Raw genomic sequence first — 18,514 nt, forward strand, 5'->3', positions numbered from 1 at the left:
GAGGCGGTTGATCGCCTCGCATAACTCAAAGGAGAAGAAGATGCCCAATCAAGGTGGTAGCCATGAGCAACATGTGAAAGCAGGCCAGCAGAGCCACAAGAACATGGACGATAAGAACCGCCGTCAGCAGCAGGCAGCCGGTGACAACCATCGCCAACAAGGCGGCGACAGCGCCGGCACGACGCGTGGCGGAACCCATGAACAGCATGTGAGAGCTGGCGAGCAAAGCCACAAGAATCGCTAGCAAACCTGTGTGGCTCCGTGCCCGTCCCGAGCGCTCGGGACGGGCTCTGCATGCGACCGTGCTGGGCAGAGCCGACCCGCACAGCCGAAAGAGAGACAGATTTGATGCCCGATCCGAGAGAACCCGACCCCAACCGCGACGTACCCATGCCGGCTCCCAATTGGAAGCCCAAGCCGATCGGCGAACCGGAGCCGGAAGGATTGCCCGATGAGGCGCCGTTACCCAATCCTGACGAGAACGAAGAGCCCCCAATGCACGCGGTCGGCTGAGCGGAATGCGCCCGTAGTTTGGTCACTCCTCGTCGAAGCGGCCGCCTTCCCTTGAAGGATCGCGTGACAGCACCGCTTCCTCGACATCGTCGGGCAATGCCTCGTCGCTTTCCTGGTAGGCGTTGTCGTCATCTTCCTCGGGCAATTCGCCGTCGGCCTCGTCTTCCACCTCGACGTCATCCGGAAGGATTTTCGCGCCTGCTAGCGCGTCCCAGTCCTGCTGCTCTACCGTGGGACCTTCAGTCTCCGTCGGGTCTTCCGTCTGAACTGCGGGTTGCTCTCTTTTGCGGGGGTCCATTGTCGTTCTCCGAAATCCGGGGAGTTTGCCCCGGATCGCCTGAAGCGCCCGGGGCAACAGCTCGCCAGCTAGGCGGCCTGTTCCAGGGCACGCTCGTTGACGCCGCCCTCGCCAAGGCTGGAAAGTGCCTCGTCGGTCGCCGTCTCCTCCTCGAGGGTCTCGTTGAGGAGTTTGACCACGTCGCTCTTGCCGAGCTGTTCGGCCCAGGCGATCAGCGTCCCGTAGCGCGCGATCTCGTAGTGTTCGACGGCCTGCGCAGCCCCGACCAGCCCAGCATCCAGCGCGGGGTCGCCCTTGTATTCCTGGAGGATTTCCGAACCCTCCTCGATGATGCCGTCGATGGCCGGACAGGTCTTGCCGCGGGCCGGCTTGTCGAGGAGTTCGAAGATCTGTTCGAGGCGGTCGACCTGGCCCTCGGTTTCCTGCAGGTGTTTCTCGAATGCTGCCGAAACATCTTCCGATTCGGCGCCTTTTGCCATTTTCGGCAGCGCCTTCAGGATTTTCTTCTCGGCGTAGTAGATGTCCTTCAGCCCGTCGAGGAACAGGGCTTCAAGCCCTTTCGTTGCCGCTTTCTTCGCAGTCGCCATGATTGTCATCTCCATTGTCGTGAAGCCCACCAGCGGTGTAGCTGGAGCACAACTTGCCGTGAGGACGGTTGTTCCAGCCATCTCGCAAAGAGGCGACCGCTGCGTAGGCTCTCATCGCGACCGGGCTTCGCAAGCGCGTCCGCGGCACGAACTCCATCACTGGATCTGTTGTATGGTGCATTGACGCGGCGCCTTGTCCGGCCGCCAGCGCAACAGTTTGGTGCCATGCCGGAACCTGTCGCCGGTGACATGGTCGAAGCGGACCTCGACCACCAGTTCCGGCCGCAGGGGCTCCCATTCGCCGCTGCGCTGCGTGCTCCAGCGGCTAGGCCCGCCCGGCGCCTTGCCGGTGAAGCCGGGTCCGCCACGCAGCTTTTCCAGCTTTCGGGTGACGCCAGCCCGGTCATCCCTGCCGATGGTCGAGGTAAAGCCGACATGGTCGAGCTTGCCCCTATCATCGTAAAGGCCGAGCAGGAGCGAGCCGACCTCCTTGCTGCCGGTCAGATAGCGGAATCCTCCAACCACGCAGTCGGCCGTACGCAACCGTTTGACCTTGACCATCGCGCGTTCCCCTGGACGGTAGGGGTCGGCCAGCAATTTGGCGACCACGCCGTCGGTGGAACCATGGCCGGCTTCCTCAAGCCAGCGTCTGGCGGCCGCCGGATCGGTCGTGCTGGGCGAGAGCCGCAAGCCAGGCTCGGCGTAGTCCTGAACGAAGCCCTCGACCGCCCGGCGTCGTTGCGACAACGGCTCGCCGAGCAGGATCGTGCCGCCCGGCGCGACCGGCATGTCGAACAGGATCAGCCGGGCAGGCGTTTGCGCGCTCAGCTTGCGGATGCGGCTTTCGGCTGGGTGAAGCCGCATCTGCAGCGCATCGAAAGAAAGCTGGCCTTCGAGCTCGATGACGATCTCGCCATCGACCACGAAATTGCGGGCCTTGACTTGCCGCAGCATGGCGACGAGCTCCGGGAAGTAACGACCGAGCGGTTTGCCGGATTTGGCGCGCAAGTCGACATCCGTGTCGCCTTTGAAGGCGAGGCAGCGAAACCCGTCCCATTTGGGCTCGTATTGCCAAAAGCCCTCCCCATCCGGCAGAGCGTCGGCTGCCTTGGCCTCCATGGGGGGGGTGTTCAGGGGTAGGGCAAAGCTGTCCGTCATTGCCTTACGTCGCTTTCTGGGGCACGCGCCAGCGGCGAAGCCCGCCAACCGGCACCCGCGGCAGCTTCAGGCACCGAGATCGATCAAAGCCACGCCGAATTCGGCTCGCTTGCGGCGGCGCAGGTGACCCGGCGCTTCCACCACGGTGATTTCCAATGTCGGCCGAACGGTGCCTTCGAGCAGATGGCCGCCTTTGGTCGTGCCGTCGCTCAAGCCAAGCACCGCGTGGACATGAAGGCTTGGCTTGCCATCATCGCCCGTCGCGACATCACCGATCGCGCTCAGGACCTCGCATTGTTCGTCGATCGGGATTTTTCGATAGCTCTTCGCCTCCAGGTCGAACCAACCGACGGTGGCCCGTTGGAACGCGCCGATCGCCGTCAGGGAGGCGCTGCCGATCTTCTGCTCGACCGCGAAGCTGGTCAGTGCCGCGAACGCTTCCTCGCCCGGGTCGAGCACCACGACAAATGTCCGTTGGCCATTGGCCTCGTTGACGAGTCGCGATTTCATGCCGGCGTCCAATCCTCGCGGTCGGTCAGTGGGCGTGGTGTTCGGCGTTCCTCTTGCGGGTCGCCGCCGCCTTCTTTGCCGATTCGGACCGGCTGGCGGCCGATCGGGAAGCGGACGCCTTTCCGCCGCTTTTGCCGCCCTTGTGCGCCGCTGGGTGACCTGTGTGCTTGCCACGCCCGGAGCCGCCTTCCTTCTTGCCGCCACCATCGTCCTTGTTGACCGTCGCCCATGCGCGCCGCTCGGCTTCCTTGTCGGAGACGCCACGCTTCTCGTAGCCTTCGGCAATATGGTCGGCCTTGCGTTCCTGCTTGTCGGTGTATTTGGATTTATCGCCTCGGGGCATGATCGTTTCTCCTTCTCGATGGAGGTTGAACGCCAAGTCGGCGCCCGGGTTCCAATCGCGGTCAGCCTTGCCCGACACACCCTGTCGCGGGGCTGTTGCAACAAGGCAGGTTCAACCGATCGCGAACCTCACCACCGCCGCCAGGATCAGGATGCCGACCAGTCCTGCCACGAAGATGATCCGGCGCGTGCGGGTTCGCAGGATGATCTCGCCTTGCGAAGCCTGGCGCGCGGAGAAGACAGGTCCATTTTCGCCGCGTCCGTCTTTGTCGTCTTTGCCATGCCGGTCGTCGCTCATGACCGCCTCCTGTCGGGCTGTTACGCCTCTGGCGCCGTCGCGGGTGCCGTGTAGCGCCGCCGAACGGCATCGAGCACCCGTTTGCGGCTCTCGTCAGCCGAAAGCTTGCTGTCCTTTTCCGCCTCGGCGGTTTCGCGGGCGAGGTCCTTGTCCCTGATCTGGTGGCGGAACCATTTCGAATAGTCGCCCGCGCGCAAATGGAACTCCCAGGTCTTGTCGTCTATGCCTTCGGCCATCTGAGCAAAGATCATCAGATTATGGGCCCTGAGGTTCATCGCGTCGTCGGGACCGCGGAAATAGAAGCTGCCGGTCTCATCGAGTTGACCCTCGGCATATTTACGGCTGTGGCGCTTGAGCGACTGGCGAGGTTCTATGACCTTGACCGTCGTGAGTTTTTTGCGCGCCCCCGGCCGCCAGAACAGAACCCGATCGCCCTTGGGCGTGGGAATGTCCTTCGGCGGCTCGATGCCGGTCTCATGGCAGAAGGTCTTCACCACGTCCTTCGCCTTCGGGCCAAGGGCGATGACGGCCGTCATCAGGCGCAGGGCGTCGGTCGAAATCGCCTCGGGATGGACGGTGATCAGGATCGTGCCCGGCAGTTCCAGGGAGAGCACGGCGCGGGTGTCGTCGCGCCGCTTCGGAAGAAGATGGTGCGCTTCGTCGATGACCAGCCAATGCGGCCTTGCGGTGCGGCGACGGAAACTGCCAAGGCCAGGCAGCAGGTCGGCAAAGAAGTCTGGCCGTTCGTTGACACGCAGCGCCAGCCCGTTGACGACGACATTGCTGTCGGCCTTGGCGATCAGGTCGAGCACCTGCGCCTTTGTCGGCGCGCTCGATGCATCCCCCAGCCGAACGGCGCCCTCGAGGCCGTCATAGTCACCCTCTGGATCGAAGACGCAAAATTGAAATTGGCTGTCGACGAAGCGTTCCGTCAGTGCGGTGGCCAAAGTGGATTTGCCGATGCCCGAACTGCCGGCGATGAGCACGCTTTCGGTCGGCGACAGATAGATGTCATCGCCACCGGACGATCCCAGAACAATCCCGCCATGACGCTTCGGCACGATCCCGTGGTCGCTTTTTATCAGCTTGGCGATCAGTTCCTCGACGCCTTTGCCGCGTGCGCCGCGCGTGACCAGGTCCGCGGTGCTTTTGACCGCGGGAATGGCATTGTCGACCGCAACGCTGCAGCCGCAGGCCTTCAGGAAGGCGTGATCGTTCTCGGCGTCGCCGATACCCACAACATTGTGCGGCGACAGGTGAAGGTCCTCGAGCGCGGCCGCCAGACCGGTGGCCTTGTTGACGCCGCTCGGCAGGATCATCACCGCGCCCTTGTTGAAGATGATTTCGAGTTCGAGCCCCATCTTCTTGATGACCTCGAGCACGGTCGCCTGATGCGGTTCCCAGGTGGCGACGATCGACCGTCCCACGGAAAGTGGCTTCACCCCCTGCTTTTTCAGCCTGGCGACGAATTCGGGCTCCGGCGATGGTGAGATCGCCCGCTCTTCCTCGCTGGCGGGTGTGTAGATCAGGGCGCCGTTTTCGGCGACGACCTTGTCGAACAGGCCGACATCGGGAAACACGCGCTTGAGGTCGGGCAACTCGCGGCCGGTGACCAGAAGCAGTTTACGGCCACTTTTCTTGAACCGCTCCAGTGCCGCGAGCGTCTTGTTGGAGACCGTCCCGTCATGTGCGAGCGTCCCGTCATAGTCGGTCGCCAGGGCAATGAAATACATTGCGCTGACCTCAGTAGCCGCCGACGATCGGCAGGATCTCGCCGGTGATGTAACTCGAACAGTGCGGGGAGGCGAGGAAAACATAGGCGGGAGCCAGTTCCTCCGGTTGGGCCGGCCGTTTCATCGGCGTGTCGGCGCCAAATTTCGAGACGTCGTCGGCTTCCTTGTCGGACGGATTGAGCGGTGTCCAAACCGGGCCAGGCGCGACCGCGTTCACCCTGATGCCCTTGGCGATGAGGTTGCCCGAAAGCGCGCGCGTGAAAGCATGGATGCCGCCCTTGGTCATCGAATAGTCGACCAGCTGCTTCGAGCCTTCTATGCCGGTAACCGAACCCGTGTTGACGATCGCCGAGCCCGGCTTCATGTGGGGCACGGCTTCCTGCGCCATATGGAAATAGCCATAGAGATTGGTCTTCAGCGTCGTGTCGAAATGTTCTTCGGTCAGGTCGCCGAAGTCGCTGGAATGGATCTGGAAGGCGGCGTTGTTGACCAGCACGTCGATGCGGCCGAATGTTTCGACCGTGGTCGCCACGGCATCGTGGCAGTCCTGGCGTTCACTGACGTCGGCCTTCAACAGGATGCAGCGTCGGCCTTCTTTTTCGACAGCGGATTTTGTCTCCTCGGCATCCCTGTCCTCGGCCAGGTAGACGACTGCGATGTCGGCGCCTTCGCGAGCGAACAAAACCGCGACCGCGCGGCCGATACCCGAATCGCCACCAGTGATGAGAGCCACCTTCCCTTCGAGTTTCTTTGATCCGACATAGTAGGGTGCATCGTAGAGCGGAGCAGGCTCGATCGCCGCTTCATGCCCGGGTTTCGCCTGATGTTGCTTGGGGAAGGGCGGCTCGGGATAGGGGCGCGCGCCTGCCTGCATGGCGTGCTCCGCCTTTCCGTTGCGCTTCGATTTGTCCTTGGCATCGATGCCGCGCTGGATATGGCGCTGCTTGGCGACTTCACCGGCCGTTTGTGACTTCGTCTGCATGGTCGTCTCCTCGGCTGAAGAAAGTTCAACGCGCGGCAGACCGGCGGTCTGCGCGGCGCATGGCTTGTCAGAAGGTATCGCCCCCGTCCGCGTCAGTCCTTGACATAGGCGCCGGGTTGGCGGCCCGACCTTGGAGCCTTCGCGTCCTTCGAGTGCTCGGAGATCGCCGGGCCCGCGCCGGATGTCTTCTCCGTTGCGGGGCTGGGCGTCGCCTTGCGAGGCGGGTTCTGTCCTTCTGACTGGTGTGTCTCTTCATTTGTCTGATCCGCCGGTCGCGTAAGCCCCATTCCGCCTGCCGGCGGCTTGTTGCCCGCTGCGTCAACCGAGAAATCATCGTTCGGATCCGGGCCGGTCCTGGCGGGATACTTCCGTGCGCCGGTTTCATATTCGGTTCTGTCGCGTGCCATGGCTTCCTCCGTATTTGGCTGAACGGAAAACAGCCGCCGGGCGATCAGGTTCCGAACAAACGGTGATGGTCCCCCTTTTCGCCACCGGTCGCATCGCCCTTCGCGTGCGACGGCTGCCAAGTGCATCTGGATCGGGTGACGTCATCATCCGGCATGCAGGCGGGCGATCTGGCTCCCCGGGAGAAAAATCTTTTCCGATTTCGTCCCACGGCGACCGTGAATTCCTTTTGTTCGGCAGCAATGTCTATAAAAACTATGGACATTGGCAAACTGGTTCGAAAAGATCACAGGGCATCCATCATGACCAATCCGGCCATTGTCGGCTTCTCCGGCAATTTCACGCGGCCCTCCAAGACCCGTGGCTTCGTGGACCATATCGTGACGGAGATCGCCGGACGATACGGCCTCGCCGCCAGTACCCATGACATCGTCGATCTCGGTCCCAGCCTTGGCAATGCCAAAGCCACTCGGGACCTGGACGAGCAGGCCCGCGCCGTCCTCGAGCGGATCCTGACCGCCGATGTCCTGGTGGTCGGCTCGCCCACCTACAAAGGCAGCTATACCGGGCTGTTCAAGCATTTCTTCGATCTCGTCGATCCGGCGGCCCTCAGGGGCAAGCCGGTGCTGCTGGCGGCGACCGGCGGCGGCGATCGCCATGCATTGATCGTCGAGCATCAGCTGCGGCCGCTGTTCGGCTTTTTCGAAGCCTTTGCGTTGGCGACGGCCATATACGCCTCGGAGAAAGATTTCGCTGATGGCGTGCTGGCATCCGAAGCGATCCAGACCCGCATTGGCCTCGCCGTGGACGATGTCGGTCTGGCGCTCTTCGGCCGGCAGCGCGCCAGGATAGCCGCCGAGTAGCGTGCTCGGAACATATCCCGCTCCGACCGCTGGCGCGCTGAGGCGCTTGGCTGAAGCCGGCCGTTGAACGCGCCTGCGCGCCGCAGGGCGACTTGCAGTGCACGGTCGCAAATCAGCAGGCGCTGATGCTCCGCATGCATGGACGACCACGCCCGAAGATTGTCCGATGCCAAGACCGGAGCATAGCGGCGTACTTTTCCGTTATCGGCCGAACCGGTCCTTCACCCGGCCCGAAAGGATCGCCGCTCTGACGCCAAGCGGCCAGAAGCGGTGGAGCCGGATCGGCTTCAGCCCCGATATCGGCATCGGGAAGGGAATGGTCTCGTCGCCGCGAAGGCGGTTTGCCAGCGCATTGCCCATCGCCGAGGCCATGGCAACACCGCGGCCATTGTAGCCAAGGCAGATCAGCACGCCGTCTTCCGGCTCGTGAACGTGTAGAAGATGGTCCTTGGTGACCGCGACCCGGCCGTTCCAGCCATGTGTCCACCCCGCTCCAGCAAGCGCCGGCCAGAGCCGTAGCGCATAGTCGGTGAGATAGCGGATGGCGGAAGCATCGCCGATGGGCCTCATCGGTCCCCGTCCGCCCATGAGGAGCCGGTTCTGGACGTCGATGCGGTAATAGACGGTGATGTTGCCGGCTTCGTAGACGACCGGCCTTTCGGGAAGAATTGCGGCCGCGACCGTGGGCGACAGCGGTTCGGTCGCCGCGATGGCGCTGAACACCGGAACCAGCGACTGCTCCAGGCCAGGCCACAAGTTTCCCGTGTAGCCGTTTGTCGCCACAAGGACCTTCTCGGCGCTGACGGATCCGTTTGCGGTCTCGAGGAGCCAGCGCCCGGCCTGCCTGCTGAGCGAGAGAACCTCGCTGCCGCCAAATATCCGCGCGCCGGCCTTCCGCGCGGCGGCCGCCAGGCCACGCGCGTATTTCAAGGGATGGAGGTCGCCGCCGCGAGCATCGAACATGCCGAACATGTATCTGTCCGTGCCGGTTCGCGCCGCCATCGCTTTTGCGTCAAGCAAGCCGACCGGCATCCCCCGCCGCTCGCATTGGTTGGCCGTGGCCCGCACCGCGGCTGCCGGCTGCGGCCGGATGGCCGCGCGTATGGTGCCGTTCTGCCGGACCTCGCAATCGATCGACAGGCGCTTGATGAGGCTGAAGGTGAAATCCGGAGCACCGTAGGAGAAGTCGATCATCCGCGACCCCAGCTCGGGGCCGAACATGGCTTCGATCGTGTCGGGATCGTATTTGAGGCCGGGATTGACCTGGCCGCCATTCCTGCCCGAGGCTCCCCATCCCGGCTGATAGGCCTCGAGCACGCAGACGTCGTCGCCGGCTTCCGCCAGATGCAAGGCAGTCGACAGGCCGGTCAAGCCAGCGCCGACAATGGCGACCCTTGCCCGCTGCGCGCCGGCAAGGGAGGGGTAGTTGCCGGTGCCGCCAGCCGTATCGCGATAGAGGCTCCGGGGCGGGCTGTTTTCGTTCATGGACGAGGCTCTCACGACAAGGCGGCCGGCTCGAGGGGCACGATAGCTTTCAATGGCCGATATCCCGCACGCGCGGCAGACCCAGACTTTCATGTCGGGTACGCCAGGCAATTCTGCTTGCTTTCGGGAGGTCACGACATTTGCGACAGGGCTGCCGCCCGTGGCATCTCGTATGAAGAGCCAACTACGCGATCCCGGTGCGGCGGATGACGTCCCGCTATCGCAACGAGCTTTGTTTGTATATGCTTGTATATGTAAGTCGATCTGGTAGTCTCTGGGCTATGGAGCGGCCAAGGAGGATCACATGCGCGACGCTTCTCTTTTCGACCTCTCCGGCAGGAAGGCGCTTGTCACCGGCGCCAGCCGTGGCATTGGCCGCAGCATCGCCGAGGCGCTGAGCGCGGCCGGCGCCGATGTCGCGGTCACGGCGCGTAGCCTGGACACGCTTGACGAGACGAGGGCGGCCATCCGCGCGGCCGGCGGGGTTGCGCACGCCATTGCGCTTGACGTGACCGATGTCGACCAGTGCCGCACGGCCATCGCCGAGGCAGCCCGCCTGCTTGGCGGCTTCGACATTCTCGTCAACAATGCCGGAGTGGAAGAGGTCCGGCCCTCGCTCGACGTTGACGAGCCGCTGTGGGACCGGATCGTCGACACCAATCTCAAAGGGGCGTTCTTCTGCGCCCAGGCGGCGGCACGGCAGATGCGGGACGCCGGGCGGCCCGGCGCCATCATCAACCTCTGCTCGTTGACTTCAGAAGTCGGCATTCCGACGGCGGTGCCATACGGCTCGTCCAAGTCGGGCCTGCTCGGCATGACCCGGGCGCTGGCAGCGGAATGGGCGCAGCTTGGCATCAGGGTCAACGCCATCGCCCCGGGCTATTTCAGGACGGCGATGACGGAGGTGTTCTACGCCGACGAAGCGTGGCGGCAATCCATGCTCGCCAAAATCCCGCAGCATCGTTTCGGCGATCTGCGCGACTTGCACGGCGTCGCCGTGTTCCTTGCTTCGGATGCCTCAGCCTACATTACCGGCCAGTCCATTCCGGTGGATGGCGGTTTCCTCGCATCGATCTGAGGCGGCTCGCCCAGGTTAGAGAACAAAGTCTTCCGCAATGTGACCGGCCGGCGCATTGCTCTGAACAGAAGGAGCACCCATGTCCGACATCAGCTTCCACGATCTGTCATCCCTCAATACCACGCAACGGGCCGGTCTGCTGAAACGCGCCGAAGGCGATCTGTCGGCCTTCGTCGAAAAGGTCCGCCCGATCATCCAGGCCGTCAGGGAAGAGGGTGACGCCGCCCTGATCCGTTTCGCCAGGGAGTTCGACAAGGCCAATGTGAGGGAAGGCGGACTGAAAGTGTCGGAAGCGGAGTTCGATGCGGCCTTCGACAAGGTCGAGAAGGAAGTCGTGGAGAGCATCAGGTTCGGCATCGAGAATATCAGGCATTTTCATGAGGAGCAGAAGCCGGAGACCATGTGGCTCAAGGAGATCCGGCCGGGCGCCTATGCCGGCGACCGGTATACGCCCATCGCATCGGTCGCGCTCTACGTGCCGCGCGGCAAGGGCGCCTTTCCATCGGTGACGATGATGACGTCGGTTCCGGCTGTGATTGCCGGCGTGCCGCGGATCGCGATCGTGACGCCGCCAACCTCGGATGGTTCGGTGGACGCGGCCACGCTGGTCGCCGCTCGCCTTGCCGGCGTCGAAACCGTCTATAAATGCGGCGGCGCGCAAGCCGTTGCCGCCGTCGCCTACGGCACCGAGACGGTGAAGCCGGCGCTCAAGATCGTCGGCCCGGGCAGTCCCTGGGTGGTGGCGGCCAAGAGCGTGCTGTCCTCGATCATCAATACGGGCCTCCCGGCCGGACCGTCGGAAGCCATCATCTTTGCCGACGACAGCGTCGACGGAGGCCTTGCCGCGCTCGACCTGCTGATCGAAGCCGAGCACGGGCCGGATTCTTCAGCCTATCTGGTGACGCACAGCCGCAAGGTCGCCGAAGCAGCCCTTGCTGCACTTCCCGACCACTGGTCGCGGATGACCGAACAGCGTGTGGAATTCTCGCGCGCGGTGCTGACCGGAAAGCGCGGCGGCATCGTGCTGACGGCGTCGCTGGAGGAAAGCTATCGCTTCATCAACGACTACGCGCCCGAACATCTGGAAATCCTGTCGAAGGAGCCGTTCGCGCATCTCGGCCACATCACCGAGGCGGCCGAAATCCTCATGGGCCCGCATACGCCGGTGACCCTTGCCAACTTCGTCCTCGGGCCGAATGCGGTGCTGCCGACCAGCCGCTGGGCGCGAACCTACGGGCCGCTTTCGGTGACGGATTTCGTCAAGCGCTCCTCGGTCGGCTATGTCACCTCGGCCGCGTATCCGGAACTGGCGCAGCATGCCCGCAGGCTCGCCCGCTACGAGGGCTTCAGCTCGCACGAAAACGCGGTCTCGGAAATCCGCGACCGCTATCTCGCCGGCTGAGCGGAGACGATCGCGATGAAGGCGGCACGACTTTATGGACCGGGCGACCTGCGCGTCGAGGACATCGCCGCGCCAGGCATTCCCGATGCCGGCTGGGTAAAGCTCAGGGTCGATGCCGCCGGCATCTGCGGTTCGGACCTGCACAATTTCCGCACCGGCCAATGGATAAGCCGGGCGCCCTCGACGGCGGGCCACGAGTTGACCGGCACGGTGATCGCGCTGGGCGAGGGCGTCGATACCATTGCCGTCGGCGACAGGGTCGTCGCCGATTCCCGTTTCTGGTGCGGAGACTGCGCGCAATGCCGTGCCGGCAAGCGGCATCTCTGCGCTGCGCTGGGCTTCGTCGGCGAAATCTGCGACGGCGGCTTTGCAGAACAGGCGGTGTTGCCCGCACGTCTGCTGCATGTAATCGATGCGAGCCTTGACGAGCGCGTCGCGGCGATGGCCGAGCCGCTTGCCGTCGCGCTGCACGCGGTGCGGCGTCTGCCGAAGACGGTAGGTTCGGTTCTGGTCGTCGGCTGCGGGCCGATCGGTGGTCTTGCCGCGCTGTTGCTTTCGCGAACCTTCGCGGGCACGGTGCTTGTCGCCGACCGCAACCAGGCGCGCTGCGCCCGCGTGGCGCGAGTGACGGGCGCCACGATCGTCGATCTCGACCGCGAGGCCATTGCAGCCGCGACCGCCAGCGCCCCGCTGCTGGCGGCCGTCGAGGCGACCGGCAGCATCGCGGCGTTCAGCCAGTTGCTCGGCGTTCTCGATCCTGGTGGCGCGATAGCGATGGTCGGCATCTTCCATGGCCGCCTCGACATCGACCCCAATGTTCTTGTCGAACGCGAGATCGCGTTGCTCGGATGCCATGCTTTCGCGGACGAATTGCCAGACGCTGTCCGGATGCTGGGCGAGCTGAGTGAACCGCTGCTGGCCCTGGTCGATTGCGAGATCGGTCTGGACGACATCCCAGCCGCCTATGAGCGGCTGTTGGCGGGAAGCAGCGATGGCTTGAAAACAATCATCCGCATGCGGCAACCTGCCGGAAAGGATTTTTGAAATGATCGATTTGCCCGACACGGCAAGCCCCCTCTACGAGAAGGTGAAGGACTATATCCTGACCAATATCGGGACGGGCCGGTGGGGCAAGGACCGCAAGCTGCCGTCCGAGAATGAGCTAGTGGCGTCACTGGGCGTGTCGCGGATGACGGTCCACCGGGCTCTGCGGGAGCTGACCTCGGCGGGATTCCTGATCCGGCTGCAGGGTGTGGGAACATTCATCGCGCCGCCCCGGCCGCAGTCGACGCTGATCGAGATCAACAATATCGCTGCGGAGATCGTCGAGCGCGGCAACAGCCACCGCTCCGAAGTCCTCGTTCTCGAAACGATGATGCCGAGCAAGGAATTGGCACTGTCGTTCGAGTTTGCGAAGCGGGTTTCGATCTATCACTCCGTCGTCGTCAATTTCGAGAACGACTTGCCGGTGCAACTGGAGGAGCGTTTCGTCAATCCGGGCCTGATCCCCGACTACGACAAGCAGGACTTCACCAAGACAGCGACCTATGACTACCTGATGCAGAAGACGCCGGTGACCGAGGTCGAGCATATCATCTCCGCCATCCCGGCCGACAAGGAGGCCGCACAGCATCTCGGCATCGATGTCGGCAGTTGCTGCCTTCTCCTGCATCGCCGGACATGGACGGGGGCCATCGTGGCCACGATCAGCAAGCTGACCTATGCCGGCAGCCGCTACTCGCTCGGCAGCCGCTACTCGCCTTCCAAAGCGAGCTGAAGGCGACGGGAGCGAGCTGAAGGCGACGGGCCAATGCAAGCCGCCGAGCTGGATCAACCTGAAATTTGAGTCTCTCCAACTTGTATATGCATGTATGTATTTCAGCCTTGACATCCGCTGCCGCTGCCGCTGAAATATGTCAGCGCTTCAACCATGAAGTGGCGGGCAAGACGCCGAGGCACAGTGCCGCAAGAGCAGAACCCCGCAGTCTCACCAGACCGGATGCCTGGGTAAAAAGCGGTCTGATCATCAAGGGGAACGAAAGATGACGCTTAACCTAGCAGGACAATTTCGCGCGCTCGTGATGGCCGCCGCGATCGGGCTCGCCACCGCCCCGGTGGCCCACGCAGCCGATGCTGCCATCCCGACGACACCTGAAGCTGGATCGTTCAAGATAGGCATCGAGCCCTGGCTTGGATATGGTCAATGGCACGTCGCCGAGGCCAAGGGACTGTTCAAGACAAACGGTCTGTCGGACGTCCAGATCGTCAACTTTGCCGAGGACAAGGATATCAACGCGGCGCTCGCAAGCGGCCAGCTCGACGCCGCCAACATCGCCACCCACACGGCGATGGGCATGGTTGCGGCCGGTCTGCCGGTGAAGATCGTGCTGCTGCTCGATGTCTCCATGACCGCCGACGCCATCGTCGCCGGCAAGGATGTCACCTCCATCGCCGATCTCAAGGGCAAGCAGGTCGCTTTCGAGGAAGGCACGACGAGCGACATCCTGCTCAAATATGCGCTCGCCAGGAGCGGCATGTCGGTCGCCGATATCCAGCCGGTTCCGATGCCTGCCGCCGACGCCGGCGGCGCCCTGATCGCGGGCCAGGTGCCGGTCGCGGTCACCTACGAGCCGTACCTCACTGTCGCCATGGCGCAGAACAAGGACGTCAAGCTGCTGTTCACCGCCGGCGAGGATCCCGGCCTGATCAGCGACGTGCTGGTGGTGCGTGACGAGGTGATCAAATCGCGACCCGGCCAGGTGCTGGCCATGATCAAGAGCTGGGACGCCGCGCTCAAGGATTATAACGCCGACACCTCCGGCGGCCGCGCCATCATCGCCAAGGCGGTCGGTTCCGATGTCAAGGACCTCAACACCGCTTTCGACGGGGTGCGCTACTATTCGCTCGCCGAAAACAAGACGGCGCTCACCGGCGAGTTTACCACCAAGACATTCGCCGATGTCGAAGCGGCCGCCAAGAACGCCAAGCTTCTGCAGGCCGATGTGACGCCGGAGCAGATGATCGATCCGTCCTTCGTCAAGGCGGCGCAGTGACGAGATCCGGATCGCGGTGGTAACGCGGATGTCCGGGGAGCCTCCCGCGAAAAACGGCTTGGCCCGCCCGGCACGAGCGCCCGCCGCAAAACAGGCAAGGCGACGCCGATCCTCCGGGATCGGCGTGCCCATCGCCCGGTCGCGTTTCCTGGCGATAGCGGTGGCCGTCTTTGTTGGCCTTGGCCTTGCCTGGTGGGCGGCGACCGGGCTGGGATGGGTGAAACCCATCTTCCTGCCGTCGCCGGGCAGCGTTGCGACCCAGATCGCCAAGCTCGCCGCCGACGGCACCTTGTGGCTCGACCTCAGGGCCTCGATGTACCGCATTTCCATCGGCTTCCTCCTCGCCTCGGCACTGTCCATACCGATCGGCGTTCTGATCGGCAGTTTCCGTTCCTGGGAGGCGGCCATCGAGCCGCTGGTGGATTTCATCCGCTACATGCCAGTTGTCGCCTTCGTGCCGCTCTCCATCCTGTGGGCAGGTACCGGAGATACCCAGAAATTCCTGATCATCTTCATCGGCACTTTCTTCCAGCAGGTGCTGATGATCATGGACAATGTGAAACGGGTTCCCGCCGACTTTATCGGCCTTGGGCGCACGCTCGGCCTGCCGGACCGCAAGATCCTGACGCGCATCGTCGTTCCCAGCGCCTTGCCGGGCATCTGGGACACGCTGCGCATCAGCCTCGGCTGGGCATGGACCTGGCTGGTGCTGGCCGAACTCGTCGCGGCGACATCCGGCCTCGGCTATCGCATCACCGTGTCGCAGCGCTATTTTCAGACAAACACCATCATCGGTTACATCCTGCTGCTTGGCGTGCTCGGCCTCATCACCGATCAGGTCATGAAGGCCCTGGAGAAGGTGCTGTTCCGACAGGAAGGCCACCCGCAATGAGGAACCGCCGGTGACTGTTCCCAAATTGCGCATCGCCGGTCTCGACAAGAGCTTCGGCACCGGAGAGCGGCGCACGCAAGTGCTGCGGGACATCAATCTCGACCTCGCCGACAACGAGTTCGTCTCCCTTGTCGGCACGTCGGGCTGCGGCAAGAGCACGCTGCTGTCGATCGTCGCGGGACTGCAGGATTTCGACGCCGGCGATCTCAGCATCGATGGCGCGCCGATCCTGCAGCCGGGCCTCGACCGTGGTGTCGTCTTCCAGTCCTATACGCTGCTTCCCTGGCTGACGGCGCGGCAGAATATCGAGTTTGCCCTGAAGGCCGCCGGCTATGATCGCGCCGCCTGCCGCGAGATCGCGCTCGAGCATCTCGACCTCGTCAAGCTCACGCAAAGCGCCGATCGCTTCCCGTCCGAACTGTCGGGCGGCATGAAGCAGCGCGTCGCCATCGCGCGCGCTCTCTCCTATCGCCCCAAAATGCTGCTGATGGACGAACCCTTCGGCGCGCTCGATGCCTTGACCCGACACCAGATGCAGGAACTGCTGACCCAGATCTGGGAGGAGCACCGGCTCACGGTGCTGTTCGTCACGCATGACGTCGAGGAGGCCGTTTATCTATCGGACCGCATCGTCGTCATGGGGATCGGCCCGGGTCGCATCATGCAGACCTTCAACGTCGACATCGAACGCCCGCGTCGGGAAGAAGTGATGGAAACGCCGGCCTTCATGGATTTGCAGCGCGGCGTGCACAAGGCGATCCGCGAGGCGTCAAGACGTCCCGAAATGGTGTAGTGCCAGCAACCTTCGTAGGCCCGCCGGCGGACAGGTATCATGGGCCGTGAGGACCGCACAGGCCGAGCGTCCACTGGATGGTTCCACAGAAGTCGTCAGCGCGGCCCCGGTAACTGCCGTAGCCATTGTAGTAGCTGTCCATCCAGTCGTTATTGTCGGCCGAATTCTCGCCGGTCCAGCCCCTGCCGACCCAACCGTCGCGGTGTCCGTGCCCGCGGTTCGCGGCGTGCGCGTGGCCGTTATGAGCCGCGGTGACGCGGACATAATGGTGCCTGGTGACGGCGGCATCGGCCCCAGTGGCAAACAGGACAGCACTCGCGGCCAGCAGCACCACGAGGGAGCCGAGGAATACGCTTCGCTTTCTCATCGGCATGTCTCCTTGCTATTCGAGACATATGGGAAAGAACGCCCGCCTCGCTGCACACGTTCCTTCACGAAATCGGGACGGCGCTCGCTGAAATGGACAGTGTTTGTCCGCGGCACTCGTGGTGCCGGTCAAGATTTGTTGACTTCCCGCGAAGCGGAAATGACTACCGCTCGCCGATTTGCCGGATCACAAGAGGCCTGCGATCAGGCCCGGCCGGCCGGCAAGGCAATCTTGCCTTTGAACCGGGACAAGCCACTTTGGCCGATAGAAGCCATCTGCATGACGGAATTGACCAGAGCATTGGAACAGCCTCAATTTGCCACCGAGCGCGACCCGAGGCTGCGGCTGATCATTCCGATCATCGTCGCCATCGCGTTTTTGATGGAGCAGCTCGATTCCACCATCATCACCACCGCGATCCCGGCAATAGCGCAAAGTCTCGACACGACGCCGGTCCGGCTGAACCTTGCGATCACCACCTACATCTTGACCCTCGCCGTGTTCATCCCGGTCAGCGGCTGGTTTGCCGACAGGTTCGGCGCGCGCAGGGTGTTCGCGCTGGCGCTTTTCACCTTCACCCTTGGCTCGGCGCTGTGCGGCATGGCCGACAGTTTCGGCATGCTGTTGGCGATGCGTGCCCTGCAGGGGCTGGGCGGCGCCATGATGACGCCGGTCGGTCGGCTGATCCTGCTGCGCAGCTTTCCGCGCAGCGGCCTGATCACCGCCATGACCTATATGACCCTGCCGGCCATCATGGGGCCTGTCATCGGGCCGCTGCTCGGCGGCCTGCTGACCACCTACGCGTCGTGGCGCTGGATATTCTATGTCAACGTGCCGTTCGGCTGCCTTGGTATCGTTGCCGCGCTGCGCTTCGTCGACGACTTCCATGGCGAGGCGGTGCAGCGTTTCGATGTCCCGGGCTTCCTGATGGTGGGGTTTGGCGTGGCACTACTGCAGTTCGGGCTGGAGAATATCGGTCGGCCGGTCATTCCCGGCTCCGCGACGGTGCTGGTGCTGGCCGCGGCCGCGTTGCTGCTGCTTGCCTTCGGGCGCTATGCGCGCCGCGTCGTGGCGCCGGCTGTCGACCTGACGCTGTTTCGGTTCCGGTCGTTCTGGGTTGGTACGCTGGCGGGCGGCCTGTGCCGCGTCGGTCTCAACGGCGCGCCGTTCCTGGTGCCGCTGATGCTGCAGGTCGGCTTCGGCATGAGCCCGGTCGCATCAGGCTCGCTGACATTCGTCGGCAGCTTCGGGGCGCTGCTCATGCGGCCGCTGCTGTCGCCGCTGCTGCGGCGCTTTGGCTTCGGTGTCGTGCTGGTCGGCAGCGCGCTCGTCGGCTCCGCCACCGTTGCGGGCTTCGCCCTGATCGGTCCCGATACGCCGCATTGGCTGATCGGTTTCTATGTCTTTCTGTTCGGCATCGTCCGCTCGGCGCAGTTCATGACATCCAACACCCTGTCCTACGCCGATCTGCCGGCCGACAAGCTCAGCCGCGCCACCAGTCTTGGCGGCGTGCTGCAACAGCTCAGCGTGTCGCTTGGTGTCTCGATCGCCGCCATGCTGCTGGGTCTGATTGCGGGCGAAAGCCACGTCCTCACGCCGGAACGCTTTCACCAGGTGTTCCTGCTGACCGCGATCATCCCGCTGCTCTCGATTCCCGGCTTCCTGTACCTGCGCGCCGAAGACGGCGTTCAAGTTAGCGGCCACGTCAGGGGATCTCGCAAATAGGTCTTGTCGGAGGCATCTGGCAATCCGTCG

At 63.7% G+C, this 18,514-nt stretch carries 21 protein-coding genes; 11 read left to right on the forward strand and 10 right to left on the reverse strand.

Translation table 11 applies throughout. The features are described 5' to 3' along the window. Positions 1-40 precede the first annotated feature (40 nt). Together FJ936_RS10165 and FJ936_RS10170 are read left to right on the forward strand one after the other, a co-directional pair. A complete protein-coding gene (locus tag FJ936_RS10165; RefSeq protein WP_140661611.1) occupies positions 41-244 on the forward strand; it encodes a hypothetical protein in 204 nt (67 codons plus the stop codon). Positions 245-348: 104 nt separating this feature from the next. Then, positions 349-513 carry a hypothetical protein gene (locus tag FJ936_RS10170; RefSeq protein WP_015319110.1) on the forward strand — a complete coding sequence of 55 codons (165 nt, stop codon included), beginning with the start codon at positions 349-351 and terminating at the stop codon, positions 511-513. A gap of 22 nt (positions 514-535) precedes the next feature. On the opposite strand, the gene FJ936_RS10175 is transcribed toward FJ936_RS10170, so the two are convergent. From FJ936_RS10175 to FJ936_RS10210, 8 genes are all read right to left on the reverse strand, one after another. Continuing rightward, a complete protein-coding gene (locus FJ936_RS10175; RefSeq protein WP_015319109.1) occupies positions 536-811 on the reverse strand; it encodes a hypothetical protein in 276 nt (91 codons plus the stop codon). Positions 812-879: 68 nt separating this feature from the next. After that, positions 880-1,398: a ferritin-like domain-containing protein gene (locus FJ936_RS10180; RefSeq protein WP_015319108.1), complete on the reverse strand. Its 519-nt coding sequence runs from the start codon at positions 1,396-1,398 to the stop codon at positions 880-882. Between the two features lie 156 nt (positions 1,399-1,554). Further along, positions 1,555-2,556: an ATP-dependent DNA ligase gene (locus tag FJ936_RS10185; RefSeq protein ID WP_140661610.1), complete on the reverse strand. Its 1,002-nt coding sequence runs from the start codon at positions 2,554-2,556 to the stop codon at positions 1,555-1,557. 66 nt (positions 2,557-2,622) lie between these two features. After that, positions 2,623-3,066 (reverse strand): PPC domain-containing DNA-binding protein, encoded by a 444-nt coding sequence (locus FJ936_RS10190; RefSeq protein ID WP_015319106.1) that lies wholly within the window; start codon positions 3,064-3,066, stop codon positions 2,623-2,625. A gap of 25 nt (positions 3,067-3,091) precedes the next feature. Next, on the reverse strand, positions 3,092-3,409 hold the full coding sequence (locus FJ936_RS10195; RefSeq protein ID WP_015319105.1) for a hypothetical protein: 318 nt from the start codon (positions 3,407-3,409) through the stop codon (positions 3,092-3,094). A 111-nt stretch (positions 3,410-3,520) separates the two neighbouring features. Beyond that, positions 3,521-3,706 carry a hypothetical protein gene (locus FJ936_RS10200; protein ID WP_140617515.1) on the reverse strand — a complete coding sequence of 62 codons (186 nt, stop codon included), beginning with the start codon at positions 3,704-3,706 and terminating at the stop codon, positions 3,521-3,523. 20 nt (positions 3,707-3,726) lie between these two features. Then, positions 3,727-5,439, reverse strand: coding sequence for an HAD-IIB family hydrolase (locus FJ936_RS10205; protein WP_140661608.1), 1,713 nt, complete (start codon positions 5,437-5,439; stop codon positions 3,727-3,729). A gap of 10 nt (positions 5,440-5,449) precedes the next feature. Next, a complete protein-coding gene (locus FJ936_RS10210; protein WP_140661607.1) occupies positions 5,450-6,421 on the reverse strand; it encodes an SDR family oxidoreductase in 972 nt (323 codons plus the stop codon). A 707-nt stretch (positions 6,422-7,128) separates the two neighbouring features. Here FJ936_RS10210 and msuE point away from each other — a divergent pair. Further along, positions 7,129-7,689: an FMN reductase gene (msuE, locus tag FJ936_RS10220; RefSeq protein ID WP_140791548.1), complete on the forward strand. Its 561-nt coding sequence runs from the start codon at positions 7,129-7,131 to the stop codon at positions 7,687-7,689. A 201-nt stretch (positions 7,690-7,890) separates the two neighbouring features. Here the strand turns inward: msuE and FJ936_RS10225 are convergent, their stop codons facing one another. Continuing rightward, positions 7,891-9,174, reverse strand: coding sequence for an FAD-binding oxidoreductase (locus tag FJ936_RS10225; RefSeq protein WP_141906530.1), 1,284 nt, complete (start codon positions 9,172-9,174; stop codon positions 7,891-7,893). A 304-nt stretch (positions 9,175-9,478) separates the two neighbouring features. On the opposite strand from FJ936_RS10225, the gene FJ936_RS10230 reads away from it, so the two are divergent. From FJ936_RS10230 to FJ936_RS10260, 7 genes are all read left to right on the forward strand, one after another. Further along, entirely contained in the window at positions 9,479-10,252 is a 774-nt protein-coding gene (locus FJ936_RS10230; RefSeq protein ID WP_140791503.1) for a glucose 1-dehydrogenase, read from the forward strand. A 79-nt stretch (positions 10,253-10,331) separates the two neighbouring features. Further along, the gene (gene hisD / locus FJ936_RS10235) at positions 10,332-11,654 is read left to right on the forward strand and encodes a histidinol dehydrogenase (RefSeq protein ID WP_140791505.1); all 1,323 of its coding nucleotides are present in this window, start codon (positions 10,332-10,334) and stop codon (positions 11,652-11,654) included. A gap of 15 nt (positions 11,655-11,669) precedes the next feature. Continuing rightward, positions 11,670-12,698: a zinc-binding dehydrogenase gene (locus FJ936_RS10240; protein ID WP_140791507.1), complete on the forward strand. Its 1,029-nt coding sequence runs from the start codon at positions 11,670-11,672 to the stop codon at positions 12,696-12,698. A 1-nt stretch (position 12,699) separates the two neighbouring features. Continuing rightward, a complete protein-coding gene (gene hutC, locus FJ936_RS10245; protein WP_140617508.1) occupies positions 12,700-13,431 on the forward strand; it encodes a histidine utilization repressor in 732 nt (243 codons plus the stop codon). 265 nt (positions 13,432-13,696) lie between these two features. Beyond that, positions 13,697-14,707: an ABC transporter substrate-binding protein gene (locus tag FJ936_RS10250; RefSeq protein WP_140791509.1), complete on the forward strand. Its 1,011-nt coding sequence runs from the start codon at positions 13,697-13,699 to the stop codon at positions 14,705-14,707. Between the two features lie 28 nt (positions 14,708-14,735). Then, positions 14,736-15,599: an ABC transporter permease gene (locus FJ936_RS10255; protein ID WP_140791511.1), complete on the forward strand. Its 864-nt coding sequence runs from the start codon at positions 14,736-14,738 to the stop codon at positions 15,597-15,599. 10 nt (positions 15,600-15,609) lie between these two features. Next, the gene (locus FJ936_RS10260) at positions 15,610-16,392 is read left to right on the forward strand and encodes an ABC transporter ATP-binding protein (protein WP_140791513.1); all 783 of its coding nucleotides are present in this window, start codon (positions 15,610-15,612) and stop codon (positions 16,390-16,392) included. 37 nt (positions 16,393-16,429) lie between these two features. Here the strand turns inward: FJ936_RS10260 and FJ936_RS10265 are convergent, their stop codons facing one another. Further along, on the reverse strand, positions 16,430-16,759 hold the full coding sequence (locus FJ936_RS10265; protein ID WP_140791515.1) for a hypothetical protein: 330 nt from the start codon (positions 16,757-16,759) through the stop codon (positions 16,430-16,432). A gap of 279 nt (positions 16,760-17,038) precedes the next feature. On the opposite strand from FJ936_RS10265, the gene FJ936_RS10270 reads away from it, so the two are divergent. Further along, positions 17,039-18,484, forward strand: coding sequence for a DHA2 family efflux MFS transporter permease subunit (locus tag FJ936_RS10270; RefSeq protein ID WP_140791517.1), 1,446 nt, complete (start codon positions 17,039-17,041; stop codon positions 18,482-18,484). The last annotated feature ends 30 nt before the right edge of the window (positions 18,485-18,514 follow it).

Source organism: Mesorhizobium sp. B2-4-13, from assembly GCF_006658535.1.
GTDB classification, from domain to species: Bacteria; Pseudomonadota; Alphaproteobacteria; order Rhizobiales; family Rhizobiaceae; genus Mesorhizobium; species Mesorhizobium australicum.